Source organism: Citrobacter sp. MGH104 (assembly GCF_001034485.1).
In the GTDB taxonomy this organism is placed as follows: Bacteria; Pseudomonadota; Gammaproteobacteria; order Enterobacterales; family Enterobacteriaceae; genus Citrobacter; species Citrobacter freundii.
The window spans coordinates 3749299-3770610 of record NZ_KQ089818.1; the positions used below are offsets into that span (position 1 = coordinate 3749299).

The window sequence follows — 21312 nt, forward strand, 5'->3', positions numbered from 1 at the left end:
ATTTTATCGTATTAATTTACGGAGAATTATCAGAGGTAAACCAGAGAAATCGTTGCCTCACCGTCGAGATTCGTTTCGTCCGTAATCTTAAGTTCTTCCCCTTTGCGAAGAACTCCTTTAATAGATAATGGAATTTTCAATTCAGAGAACGCTGCCGGGGTTAATGTATCAGGATTTCCTAAGGTGTGTAATCTGGCCGCAACATCCACGCCGTTTACGGTGCTGCCAGAAGTCGTGCGTGACCAGTCGTCGCTGTTACCTCTTTTCCCAATAAATACCAGATTGTCAGCGCTACCCGAATAAGTCATATCGGGGAACCAGTTAATAACAGTATATGCACCCAGTCTTGTTTCACCGTCGTTTGTAAGCCCCAGACCAAATTGATTGCTGCTTGCGGGTATATCGCTGCCATCAACGGTGGCATTTTTAATCACACCATTATAGAGAGAATCTCGACGTTCATCATGAAGGGTATACGCAACAAGTCGTTCGGAATTGCATTTAATACCCATATTAATACGTTTTTCCGGCAGTTGATTGTCTTCAGTTGCAGACAGGTTCGTCATTAACATTGTTCCGTAGTCAACAATACCGGCGTTATCCAGATTGACGGCGCATGCGCCCGGCACTAATTTTCCGGTGACTTTAAGCGTGGCCGTGTCTCCACCTGCCGCAAGGACTGAGCCGGAAATAAAAGTAAGTGATAAAGCAACCAGTAGTTTATTTAATTTCATTTAAGTAATATTCCTAATTATGGATTTAAAAATACAACGCCTGTGCAGCGCCATGTTCACTTTATTCAAGTAAACATGGCGATGCGGAGCATGACTTTCTTCACGTAGCAGGTTTTAGATATTCACACCCGGTAAAAATTAGAGAAATACAAAAGCAATATGTTGTATTTAGTTTCTCTTGAAGAATATTGTCCAGTAAATGCTGTTTTTAAAAAATCAAGCTCGTTAATTAATGGTCTTAGTCATTGAATTGTTTTGGATAATGTTTCTGGCCTTGCTAAATACCTGTGAATCCTCATAGAAAACTTCACTGACAAGATGACTCAGTCTTATGTTAAAAACGTTCAGAATTCGCAGAATAAACTCTAACGTAAAAGCGCACTGCCCCCGTTCAAACCGTGATACATGCTGCTGACATATATTTAACTCAACAGCTAACTCTTCTGCGCTCATATTCATTTTTTGTCGGTTGCTACGAACGAATCGACCGATTCTGGCGTTAACGTTAGATATATTGTATTTCAAGTGCATTAGCGACTCCGTTTACTATTTGTTTATGTTGATTTATTTGTTGAAATATATTTCGGCCATAAAAGTATTGCAAACATCCTTTACTCTTAAAACAAGTTAATATCGATCGGTCAGTAAATCATCAATAGAATAAAGCTATCAAAACAGGTTAAACGATTGTTTCAATAAATTAAATGAATTTGAGGTTTGGTTGTATCTTCATGAAATATAAAGATAATATATGATAACGATCTACTTATCTCACAGTCATGAATACACTAATAGTTTCACACGCAATCATAATTACTATTATTTGGTTACTCCGTGAAATATATAGTTACACGTTACACCAATAAGGAGTAAATTACAGATGTGTTCTATAAATATCAGCGGGTATCTGGTGCTGAAAATTAGAAATAAAGCCTGTAATGACCATTGTCAGGTCTCAACAATAATATTGATGATTAAAGGGGACTCATAATTGATAGTTCAGAGTAAAAATTGCGGTGATATCTGCCCGTTGCCTGAATTCACTCACACCCACAGCACGATATACTATCCGAAAAGCTTTACGAATGTTTTGTAATGACGCCTTGCGGTTCCATGTCCATATCGCGTGATGCGTAAGGATATCCATTGTTGGCTCCAGTGTACCGCGCCTGAGTGGACACAGGACGGGCTGCTTTTCCGCTTCTTTCCGGATCGTGCCGTTGATTTCATCCCCCACAGATCCCCCGCAGTTGGTCGGAGTCCGTGGCCTTTCCGACACAGTATTGCCGGCGACAAAAGCGATGAATGGCTACAACCCACCTGCAATGAGATGAAATGTGTCCTCAAAACAGACGCACTGATGAACGCATTACGAACTTAGCGCGGTATCAGACCTTGGGGCAGTTCAACTTAGCCATCTACACTTGCTTTGTACTAAGATGCTTATCTAATAGATGCTTTAAGAAATCGTCTCAGGATCATGATGGATTTATCACTATGACTAGAACAGAAAGGCTTCTCGAATTACTACAGATATTAAGGGCACAAAGATATCCGATCACTGCATCCACACTCTCAGAAAGATTAGGGATAAGTGTGCGTTCCCTTTACAGAGATATAAAAACGCTGCAGCATCAAGGGGTATGCATTGAAGGTGGTGCTGGAATTGGTTATATCGTTAAATCTGATTTTCATTTGCCACCCTTAAACCTGTCTCATGAAGAAGTCAATGCTATTACGCTTGGATTGAATTGGGTCTCTCATAATACGGACCATGATTTCAAAATTATCGCTAAGAATGCACTTGCCAAAATACATACCGTCATTTCCGGTGAGTTGAAAAATCTTATTGAAAGTCAATCCTATCTGATTGGTCCTTCAGAAAAAAATGAGATGTTTTTTGAAGATATTCGCAATGCTATTAAAAAGCGAAAGAGAATCAAAATAAAGTATTGTGATAAGAAAGACTCTTACTCTTCTCGAGTCATATGGCCCATTGGGTTGGTATACATGGAGTCATGTTGGCTTTTGGTTGCATGGTGTGAGATGAGAAATGATTTTCGCCACTTTAGGACTGACAAAATTAAGGAAATTGAGCAACTGGATTCCTTTTATAGTGAAAGCAGGGCGGTTTTATTGAAAAAATGGAGAGTAAAAGAAGGGATTAGCGAGGAGAAAGAGTACTGACAAAAACTGTCACAGCTCATTTGTATACTAACCCAGATGAAAGGTTCAATTCTACATCTTTGGGGGGCGTATGAATTTCCAAAATAAAATTGCTGTGATAACAGGAAGCACTACAGGAATAGGTGAGGCCGTCGCAAAGCAATTACACATACATGGTGCTAAGGTTATTATTGTCGCCCGTTCGTCAGAGCAGGCTAAACAAAAAGCGAAACAATTATCTTCACAGGGTCAACAAGCGATGGGGATCGGATGTGATGTATCACAGCCCGAACAAGTACGACAAATGATCGATGAGGTTATCGAACGCTTCGGCAGACTTGATTATGCTGTAAATAATGCAGGCTTAACAGGTGATCATGGTAAAAACATAACAGAGCAAACAGTTGAGAACTGGGATAAGGTTATTGCCACCTCATTGAGCGGAGTTTTTTACTGCCTAAAATATGAAATACCTCAGATGATGAAATTTGGTGGCTCAATAGTGAATTTATCTGCCGTAAATGGCCTGGTTGGCATTCCTGGATTAGCGCCTTACACCGTGGCTAAGCATGGTATAATTGGTTTAACCCAAACCGCAGCGCTAGAATTTGCATGTCAAGGAATTCGAGTAAATGCAGTCGCTCCTGGTTATGTCCAGACCCCGCGAATGAGTGCACTTCCTGAAAATATCGTACATAGCTTCGCCAATAGCCACCCTATGAAAAGGATGGCAAAAATGCAAGAAATAGCAGACTTCATATTGTTTTTGCTATCAGACAAATCCGCATTCTGTACCGGAGGAGTTTATCCAATTGATGGTGGATATTTAGCCGAGTAAATTTCTCTAACGTTTTAAACTATAAGCATTACCTAACCAAAGCGGTAGGTTCAATAGGAGCGTTATAATATATTTAATGCTCCTATTATAGGGGTAATGATAACAGCATCTCCAGTTTGAACTAATATGAGAATAAATGATCGACTTTCCATTGGTTTAACTCACATTGAAAAACGGGCATCTTTGTCTGTAGATACAGATGAAATGCTTCCTTTTGCCACTCGTTGAGTAGCATAGTCTCTTCGGCGACAATCCATGCCTTTTCTCAGAGGGGCCATCGCCTGAAATGAGGTTTTGATTTCGAAATAAAACATTAGTGCATTTTGCTGATAAAACGTGGGGAAGATTCTGAAAGCTCCCGGCGAAGGTAACTCGTTGGGAGCTGTCTTTATTTATTGGGCCGACTGTAATAGGTCGAGTTCAGAACACCGGCAAACCCAGCCCTTGCTTCACTTCTCTTAATGTCTGCTGCGTCATCTCGTGCGCCTGTTCGCTGCCTTTTTTGAGCATTGCCATCAGCATGCCTTTATCCTGAATGTAGGTTGCCCGCAGCTCGCGCATTGGGGCGATGAGTTCCTGCAAGCACACCTCCAGCTCGTTTTTGCATGTCCGGTCACCCAGCCCACCCCGTTGGTAATGCGCTTTCATTTCCGCCACTTTTGCTTTATCCGGATGAAAAGCGTCGAGGTAAGTGAATACCATATTGCCGTCGATTTGCCCCGGGTCGGATACTTTCAGATGATTGGGGTCGGTGTACATTGCACTGACCGCGTGATGAATGGTTTCTTCGCTGGCTGACAGGAGCAATGTGTTACCAAGCGATTTTGACATTTTGGCATTCCCGTCGATCCCTGGTAGGCGGCTGGTTTCACTCAGCAGCGCTTTGCAGTGCGATAAGACGGGGGCCGGTAACAGGCTATTCATCTTGTGCACGATTTCATTAGTCTGCTCAATCATTGGCAACTGATCGTCGCCGACGGGAACCACTTCGGCTTTGAAGGCCGTAATATCTGCCGCCTGACTGATGGGATAAACCAGAAAACCAACCGGTAACGAGCGGGCAAACCCTTTCTGCGCAATTTCGTTTTTAACCGTAGGATTACGCTCTACGCGAGCCACGGTGACGATATTCATATAAAGCGCGGTCAGTTCCGCAAGGGCAGGCAGGGCCGATTGCAAACAAATAGTGGTCAGTGAAGGATCTATTCCTGCGGCAAGATAGTCGGCAAGTACCTCGGGAATATTGTCGCGGATCTTTTGCGGTGTGCTGCCGTTATCGGTTAGCCCTTGCAGGTCAGCCACCAATATAAACTGCTGATAATCATGTTGCAGCGCGGCGCGCTGGCGCAATGACCCCACATAATGGCCAAGATGCAGCGGGCCGGTGGGACGATCGCCAGTGAGGATGATGGTTTTATTGTTCATGTAAGACTCCTTAGTCATAAAACCGAAAGGGGTCTCTAAATGCAAATAACCGCCTTTCGGCGGTTATCTAAAAATGGGAAAAACACATTTTGACCGCCTTTAAGAAGGCAGCCACCACAGGTTGTAATTAAAAGCGGTGATATCGTGTTTTGTGTTCATTGAATTAACATATCACCGCCTGGCGTTGAGGTAAAGCCATGTTCAACTGGCCTCCAGCATGCCAAAGCTCACGATGCGCGAACGTCCCAGCTCTTTAGCGCGATACAGCGCCACGTCTGCAGCACGCAGCAGGTTGTCGCTCTGGGCGTGCTGCGGATAGCTGGCTACGCCAATAGAAACATCGACGTGACCAATTTCAGAGACGCCAAAGCGCAACGACAGTTCGCGTACGCCGTTATAAATATCCGTCGCAAGGCGGTTGGCGGCCTGTTCATCCGTATTGGCCAGCAGCACCAGAAACTCCTCACCGCCATAGCGGAAGGCCATGCCGCTGTCGTGAACCACGCGCTGAATGGTGGCGGCGATACTTTTTATCACGCTGTCTCCCGCCTCGTGACCAAAGCGATCGTTAATATTTTTAAAATGGTCGATATCGATCATCAGGCAACTGATCGGCTCCTTGTTGCGTACGGCCTGGCTCATCTGAGTGCGTAAGGTATCTTCCAGATGATGACGGTTACGCAGACCAGTTAGCGGATCGTAGAGCGCTTTCTCCAGCAGGGCGTCACGCAGACGCTGGTTGGCTAATGCGAGGCCGAGTGCTTCTGCCATTAGCTCCAGATACGCACGAGAAGGGGTGGAATCATCGCTAAGGTTCTGGAATGAGAGCAGACCGATGGCTTCTCCTTGGGCAATCAGCGGAACGCACAGGGTATGTTGCTGGCATGAATCCGGCAGATGGTAGCAGGCGATATCGGGTTCACCTTGTACCGGAGGGTGGCTCTGGCCGCGGCGCACAGCCCAGCATTCGTCCGGGTGGAACGCATCCGCTTTACCCTGCGGTGAGAGCCATTGTGCAACGCAGCGCATTTGCCAGGGTTCCCGGTCCAGTATGTAAAGCCGCCCGGCAATACCAGGGGCAATATTTGGTGCAAACAGTTCCGCCACATTGATGACATCGGCAAAATTCTCGCAACCCTGCAGGCGCTGCGTCATACGTGCCAGCAGATCGCGGATTGCCCAGTCGGCATCTCGCTCCTTCTCCAGTCTCTGACGAGCCAGACCGTTCTCGCGGAAGATCCGGATCGCCTGTGCCATGTCGCCTATTTCGTCTATCTGGTTAAAGCTGGGCGTCTCAACGGCATAATCCTGCGATGCGAGACGGTTTACGACATCGCTCAAACGCACGACGGGGCGCAGGACACGACGCTTTAAAATGAAACCGAGAACGAATAAAAACAGCAGCGCCGTCAGACCGACCATCACTTCAGAGGCCGTCCGCAGCATGCGGGATGACTGGGTTGCATCTTCAATCGTGTTGCGTACGCGGCTATCGAGTAACTGGCGGAAATGATCTATCCGGTCCTGGGCTCGCTCCAGTTCCTGTTCATAGGCTTTCCCGTACAGCAGGGCGATGGCCTGCGACTCTTCTCCACGCGCGACGCTGGCAAGCGCCTCGGCCTGCTCATCCTGCAGAGCATCCGCAATCCGCAGCCCTTCATGCAATAGCGCCAGCTCTTCATCCGTTGCACCAAGGTCTTTGAGCTTCGAAAGACGATGCTCAACGGCTTTCAGCGACGCTTCTTTCTGACGGTAGGCGTTGAGCACCTCAGGGTCTTTTGCAATAACATAGTCGCGCGCCAGGTCGGACAGCGACCAGGCATCGAGTTCGACTTCTTCGGTTAGTTGATCGAACTGATAACGCTGTTCTACCACCTGGCGTTCTGTGTTATCGGCGCTGGATGCCATCAGCATGACAACGCCTGAAGCGATGGTCAGACATACCGTCGCGCTATAGGCCCAGTTGGTGATTGTGGCTATTCGCACTGATTAGTTCCTTCTGCGACGATTAATGAATAAGCATGATTGAAATTATAGGAAACGTATGATTTTGCGTGAAAATAAAAAAGGCGGTCCTTAAACCGCCTTCTGTTATCGTCCTGCAATCAAAAATCTGGAGGATTTTTTCCTTCTTCCATAAAGGCTTCGTCGATTCCTTCTACGTTACCTTCATGGTCACGCCCGGAAAACAGGTTCCAGCAGGTAATGAATAGTGCGGCAACCAGGGGGCCAATCACAAAGCCGTTAATACCGTAGATCTCCATGCCGCCGAGAGTGGTAATCAAAATCAGATAGTCCGGCATTTTGGTGTCTTTACCTACCAGCAGCGGGCGCAGGATATTGTCCACCAGCCCGACGATAATCACGAAGAAGCCAACGATAAACAGCCCTTGCCATAGCTGATGCGTGGCGAACAGAAATATTGCTGCTGGTACCCAGACGATCGCTGAACCGACGGCGGGCACGAGGGAGAGAAACGCCATCAACGCGCCCCACAGAACGCTACCGTCGATATCTACAATCGCAAACGCGATGCCGCCAAGAATACCCTGAACCAAAGCGACGACCGCCGTGCCCTTGACGGTTGCCCGCGTCACGCCGACGAATTTTGCAAACAGGTGCTGTTTGGCAAAATCAGAAAGCGGTAATGAGTCCAGAATCTGGCGCACCAGGTACGGTCCGTCCTTCAGTAAGAAGAACAGTAGATACAGCATGATGCCAAAGCTAATAGCAAAGCCGAATGTTCCTTTACCAATCAGGAACGCGCTGCCGGCGAGGTATTGTCCACCCTGCAGCACGACATCGGACAGTTTTTTCTGGATCTGCGCGACATCATCCAGATTGTGTTCTGCCAGAAAACCTCTGGCCCAGTCAGGAAGATACGAAAGAACAGAAGCGACGACCTCCGGGAACTGCGTGTCATTCTGTTGCAGTTTGGTGTACACCACGTTCAGTTCAATGGCCAGCGATGACAGGATTACCATCAGCGGGATAAAGACAATCAGACAGATAATGACGATGGTAATCAACGATGCCAGTCCGTTGCGTTCGCCAAGCGCGCTGCGCAGTCTGTTTTTTACCGGGTTAAAGATAGTCGTTAGTATCGCGGCCCACAAAATGGCGGAAAAGTAGGGGGACAGCACATCGAAGAACGCCCAGGTCACGAGGGCAAGTATGAAAATGAAGAAACCTTTAGTCAGTCCGTTAAATCGCATTAGTGAACCCTGTAATGAAAAGCAGTCCAGACTATAGAACCGTTCAGGGGATTTACCAACTTTAGCTGAAGATTGCCGCTTATTTTGGCTAAAACGGTGACTTACTGAAGATAAAAACCAATGAATATCCACAGTATTAATGTGATATTCGAATGACAGCAACCATTAGATTTTTAGTGCATCAAGGATGACGGTTTCTATTTTTTCTGGAGTGGTGAAGGGGGCAAAACGCTTAAGCGGTTTTCCGTCGCGTCCGACCAGAAATTTAGTGAAGTTCCACTTGATCCTCCCACCCAGTATGCCGGGTAATTCATCTTTCAGGTAACGAAATACCGGGTGTGTAGCGGCACCGTTAACCTCCACTTTCTCAAACATTGGAAAACTCACGCCGTAGTTGACGTAGCAGGTCTGCGCGATTTCGTCCGCCCCACCGGGTTCCTGCTTACCAAACTGGTTGCAGGGGAAACCAAGCACCACCAGGCCCTGTGTGTCGTATTTCTTATACAGTGCTTCAAGGCCCGCATATTGTGGCGTAAAGCCACAATGGCTGGCGGTATTAACCACCAGTACCAGTTTGCCTGCATAGTCGGCCATTGAAATAAGCTGACCATTCAGGCTGGTGGCGGTAAGTTGATGAAAGGTGCTCATTTTTTAAGCCTCAGGTCAGGGTGAGTTTAGCGTCGACATTGCCGCTCAACGCGTTACGGGCAGTTGAAGCCTGATAGAAAATCTTCATGGCATCGTTTTTCTGTTGTTTATTGGCACAACTTGACCATTTCTGATTTCCTCATTGACACAAGGTTGAGGTTTACCAAACAGATATCCTTGGGCGAAATCGCAGCCCAGCGCCTGAAGGCTTTTTAGTTGCTCCTTTGTTTCAACACCTTCAGCAACAGCCTTCATATTGAGGGATTTCGCCATGCCCGTGATCAGTTTGATGATATTAAGCGCATCTTCATGTGTGGATATTGAATGCACAAAAGACTTGTCTATTTTAATTTTATCGAAGGCAAGCTTGCTCAGGCGCGAAAGAGAAGAATATCCGGTACCAAAATCATCGATGGAGATTTTTACGCCCAGGGCTCTGAGCTTATTAAGCGTATTCATCGGCGTCGTACTCTCAGTGAAGAGAGAGGACTCTGTTACTTCCAGTTCAAGACGATCGGCTGGGAGTCCAGTTTCTTTCAGAATAGACAGTACGATACCGACAAAGGCTTTGCTGCTTAGCTGGACAGGGGAGACATTTACTGAAATTTTAGCAGGAACCGCCCAACAAGCAGCTTCCCTGCAGGCAATTTCAAGCACTACTTTCCCCATCTCATTAATCATTCCGGTTTTTTCAGCAACAGGAATAAAGTTATCCGGCGACAGGATGCCCTTTAGAGGATGGAGCCAACGAATTAGGGCTTCATAGCTATAAATTTCCTGGCTGAAGGAGTCAACAATGGGCTGATAATAAACCACGAATTCTTTGTTCACTATTGCCAATGCCATATCATGCTCAAGCGTTCTGCTTTCTTGTAGCTTTTCTAACATTCGTTGTCGGAAGACTTTTATCTTACCTGAGCCTTCACCTTTGGCTTCATAAAGGGCCAGATCGGCAAATTTATAAAGATAGTCGGAACGGCGTTCAGTGTCTGAGATAACAATGCCAACACAGGTGGTTATGTTGATAATCGTGTTATAAATAGTGTAGGGCTGGCTGATAAATTCACATATTTTCTGGGCCCGCGAAACGGCGTGGCTTTCTGTCAGGCCACTTGAGAGAAACGCAAATTCATCTCCACCCAGGCGATACAGCGTATCCGAAGTAAGACTCATTGAAACCAGTCGGTCTGATATCTGGCGTAGCAACATATCACCGGCATCATGACCATACGTATCATTTACCTCTTTGAATCGATCTAAATCAAACAACATCACAGTCACAGAATCGTGATTTTTTTCTGCTATCTCAATTGTTTTATTTAAATCGCTCCAGAATAGTTGACGATTATTCATCTCGGTAAGAGAGTCATGGTAGACGTCATATTCCAGTTTAGCATTCTGGATTTGCAGCTTTTCTTTAGATTTCTGCAGTTCTTCGGCAAGACTCTTGACCTGCAGGTGCGCCCGCAGAATATTTCTGTTTTGATAGAAAATGAGCACGCCCAGAATCGCACTCAGTATTATCAGCAGCACCGAGGTTGCTGAGTAAATATAGTACAGCGTTTGAATTTTTTGGTTGGCGTTATTGATCGAGTTAACATCTTTGTTTAACGCACCAGATGAAAGACGACCCAGTGGCGCATCCAGAGTATGCATTTTTTTCAGATAAGCCTGGAGTGCTGAACGGTTCATTTTCTCTAGATTAACATCCAGAAAACTAAGGGTGTTTTCAAGTTTTACCGCCAGCTCACGGTGGGCTATATTGCTTTCTATGTAGCGCCCCAGGTCACCTTCTTTTATTAAATCACTCTGGCTGAGCATAATGTCGAGGCGCATGCGTACATCATCGAGATTCATCGTATCATCGATAGTGTAAAGACCCAGCAATGACTCGAATCGGTAATATTGTGATACCAGCTGAGCAGCAGACCAGGAATCGGTGTAATGAGTCAGTTTCTGTAACTCTTGTTGCCGTTCATGCACGAGGAAAGAGATATATCCGGTAGATATAAAAAGAAAAAAGATGATGCCAGCCAGTATTCTGTTCATGATGTTCCTCTGAACGCTTACTCAATATCCATACTACTGACCTGCCATGCAGACCTTGAATAATAAATCTGATTATTCAGTTCCGGCATGCTGTCATAGGGGTACACAATGAATAAAGGACCTTTATCACGGATGCGCATATATTTTCCGTTGATTTTTAACGCAAGGATGGCATTGTATTTTTTGAAATCACTGAGAGGGATTACGGTGGTGTAGTCATTGAGCGCAGTGACCTTTACAACCGAGCCGCTCGCGCCGACGTAATCCATGAGCTTTTGTAGTGGAATACCCGTAAAAGTAGTGCGTCCATTATACCAGGGGGAGGTGGTCTGGAAACTGACCATGCCCAGCTTCTCAAGGCTGGCGGTATCAAAAACGGCTTTCCCGTCTGCATTTGTATTTTCAATATTACCGGACAGCGTTAAAAGAACTGTACCGGAAGGCTGGGGAAGTTCACCTGCCCAGAGCTGGGTGGTGAGCACAAAGCTTACTAACATTACGATTAACCGCATTCTTACCTCACCAATCAGCCGGATGTAAAAGAATTATAATTTAGATATCACTCTATTTATATATATTGCATAGGTATTATTGATGCAATAAATTCAGCTTTATTTTTATTCCTCTAAATCAATGGGTTAGATTTTGTTTGTTTTATTATGATGTTTAATCAATGCTGATGGTGTTATTTGAGGAAAACGTAATCTCACTATGTATGTACAAAAATAAATCATTTATTGACTCAGTGCCAATAAATACCTACGAAAATAAAGGTTTATTTTTCCCAGCGGCGGGGCGTTGTTTACTGGTTGGTGGCTATATCGGATACGAAGCGGGCCAAAGTATAGCGGGAGCGCTTCGTGTCGGTAATCAAGATCAGACTTTTTATGCTGCGGCTGGTGCAGTTCAACTGAACCCGTTTATTCACCCGCCTGAACTGACTGGCGGGCATACAGGTAGGCGGTGGCCCTTGATACGCCCAGATGCTGTGCCACCGTATCCATAGATTTGCGTACGTTCAGCAAACCGTCCTGGCGTAATTGTTGAATCAGCAGCTTACGGTCTTGAGGTTTAAGGGCTCGGGCCGTCGTAGCGCGTTTAGCGGCAAAGTCATCAATACGCTGGCGGATGACTTCGTTACTGCCGGGATCGATATGTTCCTTAATGGGGGAGTTTTCGGTTTCAGTAAAACGCGCAAGAGCACTCTGCATACCACGAAACAGCGTCATATCTACATTCAGACAGAGAGCTGCTACGTATCTGCCTTCTTCATCCTTGATGCCAATTGAGGTACTTTTCACCGGGCGACCATCGGCAAACTGATTACTGTAGTTCGCAATGATGCTGGGAAAGTCAGGCGATGCGATTCTCGCCAGGCCAAGCTCGGTTGCTGGCTGGCCGGGTTGACGTCCGGACAGATTATTATGGATGGATAAAATGGCATGTTCAGGATTTTTGAGGTCATGAACCACCACTTCGCAAAACGGAGAGAAGGTCTCACTCAATCCCCTGGCGATAGTATCAATTTGGCTGAGAAGCGAGTTATTGTCGGTTTTTGGCATGCCAGTCTCCTGCGGTGATGCCTGTTGCCATGATTGCGAGCAGTTTACAGTGACCTGGGATCGTTTTTCCAGACGGCAATGTACAGACAGTAACATTAGGGTATCTGCATGACAGATACCCTGTTTATCATCTGGCCAGAAATTCACTGTAGCGGCTGATATCCACGTTTCCGCCGCTGATGATAATGCCGACTTTCTTGCCGCGAAGTTCAGCTTTGCGCGCTCTGGCCGCAGCAAAACCCAGACACCCGGTCGGCTCTACGACGATTTTCATGCGTTCAGCGATAAATTTCATTGAGGTGATTAATTCAGCGTCTGAAACCGTCAGAATATCGTTCACGTTTTGCTGGATAATCTGAAACGTATAGTTCCCGAGATGTTGGGTCTGAGCACCGTCAGCAATGGTTTTGGGCGTATCGATATGAACAATTTTTCCGCTACGAAACGACTGTTGACCATCGTTACCCGCCTCAGGTTCAACACCATAGACGATGCAGTCAGGAGACAGATGTCTGGCCGCCAGAGCGGATCCTGAGAGCAGGCCGCCACCGCCCAGACAAACGAAAAGGGCGTCTAACTGACCCACTTCTTCAATCAGCTCTTTTGTGGCGGTGCCCTGGCCTGCAATCACGTGCGGATGGTCGTAAGGGGGGATCAGCGTTAACCCCTGTTTCTCTGCCAGGTCCCGACCAATTTTTTCACGATCTTCAGTATAGCGATCGTAAGTTACCACCTTTCCGCCATAGCCTTTTGTTGCTGCAACTTTAGCTACCGGAGCATCATGCGGCATGATAATTGTTGCTGGAATCCCCAATAATTTTGCCGACAGTGCAATGGCCTGCGCATGGTTACCGGAAGAAAACGTCACGACACCCGCAGCACGTTGTTGTGGTGTGAACTGGCGTAGCGCATTCATAGCGCCGCGAAATTTGAAGGCGCCCATTCTCTGGAAGTTTTCGCACTTAAAGAAGACTTCCGCGCCAAATTCTTCATTAACCGTTCGGGATGTCATCACCGGCGTTTTGTTAGCATAATCTGCGATGCGCGCTGCCGCAGCGGCAACATCGTTATAATCAGGCAGTGTCATTTCAGTCATTGTTGTTCACCTGTATGTTGTTAAATGTCACGCTTGCGGGGCCAACGCCATAGCTTCAACTTCCAGCGCAAAACCATAATGAAGTTCCGCAACACCGGCTACAGCACGAGATGGACGGAAATCACCGATCCACTCCCCATAGATTTTGTTAAACGTCGGCCACTGATTCATATCCGTCACATAGACGCGAACTGACACCAGATGCTGGCGGGAAACTCCAGCACCCGCCAGACAAGCATCAATATTCTGTAGCACCAGCCGGGTTTGATCTTCAAAAGAGGCATCCGCTTTTTTCTCGCCGTCGAAAGTGACCGGCAATTGCCCAGAAATGAAGACGAAACCGCCAGCCGTTGTACTGTGCGAGTAATGACCTGCTGGCGGGAAGCTTCCAGCAGATGAGTTCAGTGTAATGTCCGCGGACATAATAAACCTCCTGTAGCTAATGATTCACTTTGTATAAAATAATACAATTTGTATTATTTTATACGCCTATATGCCACTTTCGGCTAGAGATAATTTTCGCGGGTGATGATTTTGTGAACTATTGCAAATGTGGCTAACGTAAATCGCTAACCTGGGTAGGAACGAAGAGGGGAAGGCAGGAGAGTGAAGAAACGCCCCGGGCGGGGCGTCTAAGGCAAAATACTAGCCGATGTGACCGTGGTTAATTTTAGTTAACGGTTCATTGATATCGAAGATTTTGAACGTCACGTCTTCCACACCCAGATGCTTCAGACGGGCGGTATGCTTTTTGATATAGGCCTGAGCGGTGTCTTCGTCCCGGAACAGGTAGATGCCACCCGCTTCGTGATTTGCTTCGTTCTCGGTCCAGATTTTCCAGATGAACCCCGGCTCCTGGTTGATTGATTCGGCCAGTTCAACGAGCTGACTCGACATCTCAGCCCCAAACGGACCATGAAAATCAAAGTGTATCTGCACGAGTTTGTTCGACATAAATCCTCCATGGATTGGTTATTTCGGGTAAGGCTGCTAGCGCAGCAGCACTTTACCGGTCAGATAAGTTATTGCCTGTCCACTGATATAAACACGCGTTCCTGCTAACTGACAGCGTAAATCCCCGCCGCGCTCAGAGACCTGGCGCGCCAGCATCTGTGTTTTATTCAGTTTTGCAGCCCAGTAAGGGATCAGCATGCTATGTGCCGAGCCTGTGACCGGGTCTTCAGCGACGGCTTCACCCGGGCAGAAGAAACGGCTGACAAAATCGTATTCCCCGTCACCCGGCGCGGTGATGCACACCATTTTCCCCAGCGGAAGCATGGCGTGGATGTTTGGGCGAACAGCCTCAACCTGCTGTTGATTTTCCAACACCACCATGTAATCGCGTGCCACGCGCATCTCCTTGTATTCGGTGATGCCTAATGTTTCCAGCAGTAAAGTGGGCGGCATGGCAGATTCGCTTTGCCAGGCTGGAAAATCGAGCGTCAGCCATTCACCGCTGCGCGTGACCGTCAGCGGTCCCACAAAGCGGGTAGCAAAATGGATTTTTGTATCCGGGTAATCCAGATGTTCAAAGATGACATGCGCGGCGGCGAGCGTGGCATGCCCACACAGATTGATTTCACCCTGAGTGGTAAACCAACGCAGCTCAAAACCATTCTCATTGGCGACAAAAAAAGCGGTTTCTGACTGGTTATGCTGCTGCGCCATCTTTAATAATGTTTCATCGGGCAACCAGTCCGTGAGCGGACAGACTGCTGCGGCATTACCGCCAAACGTCGTGGTGGTAAAAGCATCCACCATGTAAAAATCGATTTGTTGCACAGAATAACCCTCTCATCGCACTCAGGATAAATCACACTCTACCATGCCAGCCATTGGGTCAGCGCTCCGATTCGCCACTGCGGTGAAAATTCGTTATCATCCGTCCCCACACCTCATTCTGGCCGCCTGATGTCTACGATCCTCGATACCTTTATTGCCCCGCCTTGTCATGACGAGATAGAGATCCTCTATCGGGACGAGCATCTGGTGCTAATCAATAAACCCAGCGGGTTACTTAGCTTGTCGGGCAAAAATCCGCAGAATCTCGATTCGGTACATCATCGGCTGGTACAGATTTACCCTGGCTGCACGCTGGTACATCGGCTTGATTTCGGCACTTCTGGACTGATGGTGGTCGCCCGTAACAAGGCTATCAACGCTGCGCTTTGCCAGCAGTTCAGCCAGCGTACGGTCACTAAGGTGTACAGCGCACTGTTATGCGGGCATCTGGAAAACGACGAAGGAGTTATCGATGCAGCGATTGCCAAAGACCCGTCGCTGTTTCCATTAATGTCAATTTGTGCTCTCAACGGCAAACCCGCACGTTCGCGCTATCAGGTTGTCGAGCGCTTTTATCATCGTCAGGAAAAGGGGGCGTTGCTCCCCTTGACGCGGGTACAACTGATGCCTGAAACCGGGCGGACCCACCAACTGCGGATCCACTGTCAGCTGTTGGGACATCCGATTTTAGGCTGTGATTTGTATGGCGGGCGTCTGCTGCCTGGCACTGAAAGGGTGCCGCGACTGATGCTGCATGCCAGTGAACTGCATTTCAGGCATCCCATTAGTGAAGCGTGGATGAACGCCCAAAACGCCAGTCCGTTCTGAGGATGTAAAAAAAGCCGCCAGACGGCGGCTATTTAGGCATTATCGTGCAGCTCGTTGCAATATAACCGCTGACGGCTGGCGTTGCAGAAAGCGCATCCGCAGCATCATCAGCACCGCCGCAGAGGTCAGGCCGATAATAAAGCCCATCCAGAATCCTGCTGGCCCCATGCGGTCAACCACCAGATCGGTCAGCGCCAGAATATAGCCACTCGGCAGACCCAGCACCCAGTAGGCTGTAAAGGTTATAAAGAAAATGGAACGCGTATCTTTATAACCACGCAGGATCCCGCTGCCAATAACCTGGATAGAGTCCGATATTTGATACACCGCGGCCAGTAACATGAGCTGCGCGGCCAGGGCGACAACTTCCGGATTATTGTTGTAGAGCAGGGCAATATGCTCGCGGAATGTCACGGTGAAAAGCGCCGTTACGACCGCCATGCAGACACCGACACCCAGGCCCGTTCTGGCTGCAGTTTGTGCATCCAGCGTGGAGCCCTGGCCCAGACGATAACCGACACGAATGGTGACGGCAGCAGCCAGAGACATCGGCAGGACGAACATTAACGAACTGAAGTTCAGTGCTATCTGGTGTCCGGCCACGTCGATAATCCCCAGCGGGGATACCAGCAGAGCGACCACCGCAAACAGCGTTACCTCGAAAAATAACGCCAGCGCGATAGGTAAACCCAGTTGCACCAGACGCTTCATTACTGCGGTGTCAGGTTTCTGGAAACCACGCTCATTACGGATATCGCGCATTGAGCGCGCTCGTTTGATGTAAGAGAGCATGGCGATAAACATCACCCAGTAAACAGCCGCCGTAGCCACGCCGCAGCCTACGCCGCCCAGTTCCGGCATGCCTAAATGTCCATAAATGAAAACGTAGTTAACCGGAATGTTCACCAGCAGGCCGAGAAAGCCCATCACCATCGCTGGTTTAGTTTTGGCTAATCCTTCGCACTGGTTACGAGCTACCTGGAAGAACAAATACCCCGGTGCACCCCACAGCAAGGCACGCAGGTAGCCAACGGCTTTATCCGCCAGCGCCGGGTCAATGTTATGCATGGAGCGAATAATGTACCCTGCGTTCCATAGCACAACCATAATCAGCACGGAGACGCTGCCCGCCAGCCAGAATCCCTGACGTATTTGATGGGCGATACGGTCGCGGCGTCCGGAACCATTGAGTTGCGCAATGACCGGCGTCAAAGCCAGCAGTAGTCCATGACCAAACAGAATGGCAGGTAACCAGATAGAGGTACCAATGGCGACTGCCGCCATATCAGTAGCGCTGTATCCGCCCGCCATGACGGTATCAACGAATCCCATTGCGGTTTGAGCGATTTGCGCAAGAATCACCGGTATTGCCAGAGCTAATAACTGACGCGCTTCACTTACATACTTTTGCACGTGTACACCACTATATTGTTGTTATTTGAGAGACTAAAAAAGCCGCCTTATATGGCAGCAAGGAGAAAAAGCAGGGGAAATTTCAGTCTATTGTAGCGAGGAATACGTAATTCTCCAGTGAAAAAACAGGCGCTGGTGGCGCATTGCTGGCAACCTGAATTTCCACCTGCTATTGTGCTGTGCAGAGATGTCTTAATTGAGTTCAGGAGTAGGAAGTATGTTTACGGGTATTGTGCAGGGCACCGCAAAATTGGTGTCCATTGATGAAAAACCAAATTTTCGTACGCATGTTGTGGAGTTGCCTGAATATATGCTGGATGCGCTGGAGACCGGCGCATCGGTTGCCCACAATGGGTGCTGCCTGACGGTCACCGAAATTAACGGTAACCAGATAAGCTTTGACCTGATGAAAGAAACGCTGCGTATCACCAATCTGGGCGATCTGAAGGTCGGTGATTTGGTTAACGTTGAGCGTGCGGCAAAATTCAGTGATGAGATTGGCGGACATTTAATGTCGGGCCATATTATGACCACTGCCGAAGTGTCGAAAATTCTGACCTCGGAGAATAACCGTCAGGTGTGGTTTAAAGTCCAGGACCCGTCGCTGATGAAATATATCCTGTACAAAGGATTTATTGGTATTGACGGTATCAGTCTGACGGTCGGTGAAGTGACGCCGACGCGTTTCTGTGTGCACTTGATCCCGGAAACGCTGGAGCGTACGACGCTTGGCAAGAAAAAGCTGGGCGCAAGGGTCAATATCGAAATCGATCCCCAAACGCAGGCGGTGGTTGATACTGTTGAGCGTGTACTGGCGGCGCGTGAAAGCGCCATCAGCAACATAACGGGCGAAGCGGGAGCCTAAGCCTGAGAGTTAAGCCCTCGTTGATACGGGGGCGATAACGATTAACGGGGAACGCGCAGGCCGTGTTCAACGCCGCGAGAAAATACCACCTGCCATAACTGAATATCGCGAGCTCGAAACGCTCCGGCACAAGCGTTCAGATAATAGCTGAACATCCGCTTGAAACGTTCGGTATAGTTATCGGCGATTTCAGGCCAGGAGTTAATGAAACGTTCGTGCCAGGCCATCAGCGTCGTGTCGTAATCCGCGCCAAAATTATGCCAGTCTTCCATTACAAAATGTGGCTCGCTGGCGTTGGCAATCTGGCGAACTGATGGTAAACAGCCGTTCGGGAAGATATATTTATTGATCCACGGATCAACGTTATTGTCGGTCTTTTTGGAGCCGATGCTATGCAGTAGAAAGAGACCATCCGGTTTTAAATTGCGATCGACCACGTCAAAATAGGTGGCGTAGTTTTTCGGCCCTACATGCTCAAACATACCGACGGAAACAATACGATCGAATTTGTCATTCAGGTCACGATAATCCTGCAGCAAAATTGTGACATCAAGCCCCGCACACCGTGACTGCGCCATTTTCTGCTGTTCTGCCGAAATGGTTACACCCACCACGCTTACGCCATATTCTGATGCCATAAACTGGGATAAGCCGCCCCAGCCGCAGCCTATATCGAGCACCCGCATCCCTGGCTTCAACTGCAGCTTTTCAGCAATCATTTTTAGCTTCGCCTGCTGGGCAGATTCCAGGGTATCGGCATCTTTCCAGTAGGCGCAGGAATACTGCATATAGGGGTCCAGCATGCGAGTAAAGAGATCGTTGCCTAAATCGTAATGTTCTTTGCCGACAACCCATGCACGCTTTTTGGTCTGCAAATTGAACAAGCGAGCAGCGGCAATTCGTAACGTATCTTTGAAGTGGCGGGGGAGTTGGTTTTCAAGACCGGCGCGTAGGACTTTACTAAAAAACATGTCCAGCCGGTCGCATTCCCACCAGCCATCCATATAACTTTCACCCAACCCTAACGATCCTTCCTGCAATACACGTTTGAAAAAATCGGGGTTCTTTACGCGAATATCCGCCGGTGCCGGGCCATTAATGGTAATGCCTGCACGGCTCAATAATTCATTGGTGATGCGGTACCAGTCATCATCCGGTACTCTGACGTCTTCTATACACGATGAACTCATAGCTTCTCCATCACTGGTCGGTGATCAGAACCTTAAAACAGCGTAGACGCTTTTTTGGGCTTTGTGAGAAATCTCACGGAATTAATCCGTGAATCTATAATCCGACGTAGAACAGAGGAAGGGAGGAACCCTTGCCGAAAAGACCATCCGTGGGAATACGGGAACATTCTTGTTCCCGTTAACACATAAAAATTATCGTTTTTTTAACATCCGGAAATCAGTATAGGCCTGAATTTTTGACGATTCAACCGATAATTCTTAGCGGGCTAATTAATTGCCCGCGACAATTATTAGTGAGACTCTCCGTGGGCAATTTGCGCGCGGTCATCTGTTTGCGGGGCGTCAGTTTTCTGCGATTGCATTTTGTAACCCACAGCAGCCAGCAATACCGTGGTCAGCATAACGCTGGTAGTGGTGAGCAGCGGGGTAGCAATCAACCAGGAAACGACAAGGCTTGCCAGGAAGCATAAACCCAGTTGCAGCGTATTCTGCAATGCGGCAGCGCGTCCAGTGGCCTGTGGGAAAGGGCGTAATGCCTGCGCGACAACGATAGGGTAGATTGCGCCGTTCGCAATCGCCATAACGCAGAATGGGATCAGGATTTCAGCCAATGCGACATGATGAATAAAGCCGGTCGCCCAGGTGCCCACAACGCTGAAGGCATACAGAATGAGTAACCAGGGCAGCAGCTGACGACCCTGCCATTTTTGCAGCGCAGCACGACAGCCGTAACCACCGATTAAAAAGGCGATAGTTTGCGGAACATAGCTCAGACCAATTACCGCTGGGCTATAACCCATTTCGCTAAGGATGAACGGGGAACCCGTCAGCCATGCAAAAAAGCTCGCGGAACAGGCGGCATAAATCAGCACGTTTCCACGGTAAGTTTTCGAGCGCAGCAAGGTGGTGAAAGTCAGTTTATCCTGGCTGTCATCGCGTGCTTTAGCTGTAGGCTTTAAACGCAGCGCCGGAAGCATCAGAATCAGAGTAATGGCGAACAGGGTGGCAAAAATGGCCTGCCAGGAAAAATGTACCAGGATCCAACTACCTAATAACGGGGCGAGGGCAGGTGATAACCCGACCAGCGGCATAATGGTGGCAAAGATGCGGTTTACTTTTTGTGAAGGATAATAGTCGGTAACCAGCGCTTGCCAGATAACCGATGCTGCACAGACGCCAACGGCCTGAACAAATCGCAGTACCAGCAGGCCTGTGGCGTTTTCAACCCACAGCATGCCCAGACTGCCCAGTGCGAAGATAGATAAACCCAGCAGCAAAATAGGCTTGCGACCATAGTGGTCAGAGAGCGGTCCCCACAGCAGTTGTGCGACGGCAAAACCGGCTAAGAACAAGCTCAGGCTAGCGCTGACGGCAGATGCAGGCGTTTGCAGATCGGACTGAATTGCGGCGAAGGCGGGCAGATACATATCTGTTGCCAGAAAGCCGAGCACGCTAAGGCCCGCCAGCCAGACTAAAAACCCTTTCCCAGGTTGCATCATCA

20 protein-coding genes and 1 pseudogene are annotated in these 21312 nt (G+C 48.1%); 5 read left to right on the forward strand and 16 right to left on the reverse strand.

All coding sequences use genetic code 11. The annotated features are described in order from the left end of the window. Positions 1 to 29: 29 nt before the first annotated feature. Together SK34_RS17690 and SK34_RS17695 are read right to left on the reverse strand one after the other, a co-directional pair. The gene (locus SK34_RS17690) at positions 30 to 734 is read right to left on the reverse strand and encodes a DUF1120 domain-containing protein (protein ID WP_048233667.1); all 705 of its coding nucleotides are present in this window, start codon (positions 732 to 734) and stop codon (positions 30 to 32) included. A gap of 225 nt (positions 735 to 959) precedes the next feature. Further along, entirely contained in the window at positions 960 to 1265 is a 306-nt protein-coding gene (locus SK34_RS17695) for a helix-turn-helix domain-containing protein (RefSeq protein ID WP_003836489.1), read from the reverse strand. 658 nt (positions 1266 to 1923) lie between these two features. Between SK34_RS17695 and SK34_RS25210 the strand changes: the two are divergent. From SK34_RS25210 to SK34_RS17705, 3 genes and pseudogenes are all read left to right on the forward strand, one after another. Further along, positions 1924 to 2097: pseudogene (locus SK34_RS25210) on the forward strand (DNA methylase); the annotation flags it as partial. Positions 2098 to 2231: 134 nt separating this feature from the next. Continuing rightward, the gene (locus SK34_RS17700) at positions 2232 to 2921 is read left to right on the forward strand and encodes a helix-turn-helix transcriptional regulator (RefSeq protein WP_003836487.1); all 690 of its coding nucleotides are present in this window, start codon (positions 2232 to 2234) and stop codon (positions 2919 to 2921) included. Positions 2922 to 2991: 70 nt separating this feature from the next. Further along, positions 2992 to 3738, forward strand: coding sequence for an SDR family NAD(P)-dependent oxidoreductase (locus SK34_RS17705; protein WP_003029256.1), 747 nt, complete (start codon positions 2992 to 2994; stop codon positions 3736 to 3738). A 420-nt stretch (positions 3739 to 4158) separates the two neighbouring features. On the opposite strand, the gene trpS is transcribed toward SK34_RS17705, so the two are convergent. The 11 genes from trpS to SK34_RS17760 form a co-directional block, all read right to left on the reverse strand. Further along, positions 4159 to 5163 carry a tryptophan--tRNA ligase gene (gene trpS / locus SK34_RS17710; RefSeq protein WP_048233669.1) on the reverse strand — a complete coding sequence of 335 codons (1005 nt, stop codon included), beginning with the start codon at positions 5161 to 5163 and terminating at the stop codon, positions 4159 to 4161. Between the two features lie 201 nt (positions 5164 to 5364). After that, positions 5365 to 7149: a diguanylate cyclase gene (locus SK34_RS17715; RefSeq protein WP_048233671.1), complete on the reverse strand. Its 1785-nt coding sequence runs from the start codon at positions 7147 to 7149 to the stop codon at positions 5365 to 5367. 119 nt (positions 7150 to 7268) lie between these two features. Then, entirely contained in the window at positions 7269 to 8378 is a 1110-nt protein-coding gene (locus SK34_RS17720) for an AI-2E family transporter (protein WP_044712332.1), read from the reverse strand. A 165-nt stretch (positions 8379 to 8543) separates the two neighbouring features. Next, positions 8544 to 9026: a glutathione peroxidase gene (locus SK34_RS17725; RefSeq protein ID WP_003843523.1), complete on the reverse strand. Its 483-nt coding sequence runs from the start codon at positions 9024 to 9026 to the stop codon at positions 8544 to 8546. An 84-nt stretch (positions 9027 to 9110) separates the two neighbouring features. Next, on the reverse strand, positions 9111 to 11075 hold the full coding sequence (locus SK34_RS17730; RefSeq protein ID WP_044712333.1) for a putative bifunctional diguanylate cyclase/phosphodiesterase: 1965 nt from the start codon (positions 11073 to 11075) through the stop codon (positions 9111 to 9113). A gap of 17 nt (positions 11076 to 11092) precedes the next feature. Further along, entirely contained in the window at positions 11093 to 11587 is a 495-nt protein-coding gene (locus SK34_RS17735; protein WP_003029241.1) for a putative pterin-binding protein, read from the reverse strand. 408 nt (positions 11588 to 11995) lie between these two features. Then, positions 11996 to 12637, reverse strand: coding sequence for a helix-turn-helix transcriptional regulator (locus tag SK34_RS17740; protein WP_003029239.1), 642 nt, complete (start codon positions 12635 to 12637; stop codon positions 11996 to 11998). Positions 12638 to 12764: 127 nt separating this feature from the next. Further along, the gene (locus SK34_RS17745; RefSeq protein WP_048233674.1) at positions 12765 to 13733 is read right to left on the reverse strand and encodes a threo-3-hydroxy-L-aspartate ammonia-lyase; all 969 of its coding nucleotides are present in this window, start codon (positions 13731 to 13733) and stop codon (positions 12765 to 12767) included. 27 nt (positions 13734 to 13760) lie between these two features. After that, a complete protein-coding gene (locus SK34_RS17750; RefSeq protein ID WP_003029233.1) occupies positions 13761 to 14156 on the reverse strand; it encodes a RidA family protein in 396 nt (131 codons plus the stop codon). Positions 14157 to 14378: 222 nt separating this feature from the next. Then, on the reverse strand, positions 14379 to 14687 hold the full coding sequence (locus SK34_RS17755; RefSeq protein WP_003836470.1) for a monooxygenase: 309 nt from the start codon (positions 14685 to 14687) through the stop codon (positions 14379 to 14381). Positions 14688 to 14723: 36 nt separating this feature from the next. Further along, a complete protein-coding gene (locus SK34_RS17760) occupies positions 14724 to 15515 on the reverse strand; it encodes a PhzF family phenazine biosynthesis protein (protein ID WP_016150185.1) in 792 nt (263 codons plus the stop codon). Between the two features lie 129 nt (positions 15516 to 15644). Between SK34_RS17760 and SK34_RS17765 the strand changes: the two genes are divergently transcribed. Then, positions 15645 to 16343: an RluA family pseudouridine synthase gene (locus SK34_RS17765; protein WP_003836466.1), complete on the forward strand. Its 699-nt coding sequence runs from the start codon at positions 15645 to 15647 to the stop codon at positions 16341 to 16343. A 39-nt stretch (positions 16344 to 16382) separates the two neighbouring features. On the opposite strand, the gene mdtK is transcribed toward SK34_RS17765, so the two are convergent. Continuing rightward, positions 16383 to 17756 carry a multidrug efflux MATE transporter MdtK gene (gene mdtK / locus SK34_RS17770; protein WP_044699913.1) on the reverse strand — a complete coding sequence of 458 codons (1374 nt, stop codon included), beginning with the start codon at positions 17754 to 17756 and terminating at the stop codon, positions 16383 to 16385. A 217-nt stretch (positions 17757 to 17973) separates the two neighbouring features. On the opposite strand from mdtK, the gene SK34_RS17775 reads away from it, so the two are divergent. Then, on the forward strand, positions 17974 to 18621 hold the full coding sequence (locus SK34_RS17775; RefSeq protein WP_003832752.1) for a riboflavin synthase: 648 nt from the start codon (positions 17974 to 17976) through the stop codon (positions 18619 to 18621). A gap of 41 nt (positions 18622 to 18662) precedes the next feature. Here the strand turns inward: SK34_RS17775 and cfa are convergent, their stop codons facing one another. After that, on the reverse strand, positions 18663 to 19811 hold the full coding sequence (gene cfa / locus SK34_RS17780; RefSeq protein WP_003836458.1) for a cyclopropane fatty acyl phospholipid synthase: 1149 nt from the start codon (positions 19809 to 19811) through the stop codon (positions 18663 to 18665). Between the two features lie 290 nt (positions 19812 to 20101). Continuing rightward, a complete protein-coding gene (gene punC, locus SK34_RS17785) occupies positions 20102 to 21307 on the reverse strand; it encodes a purine nucleoside transporter PunC (RefSeq protein WP_003836456.1) in 1206 nt (401 codons plus the stop codon). Between the last annotated feature and the right edge of the window lie 5 nt (positions 21308 to 21312).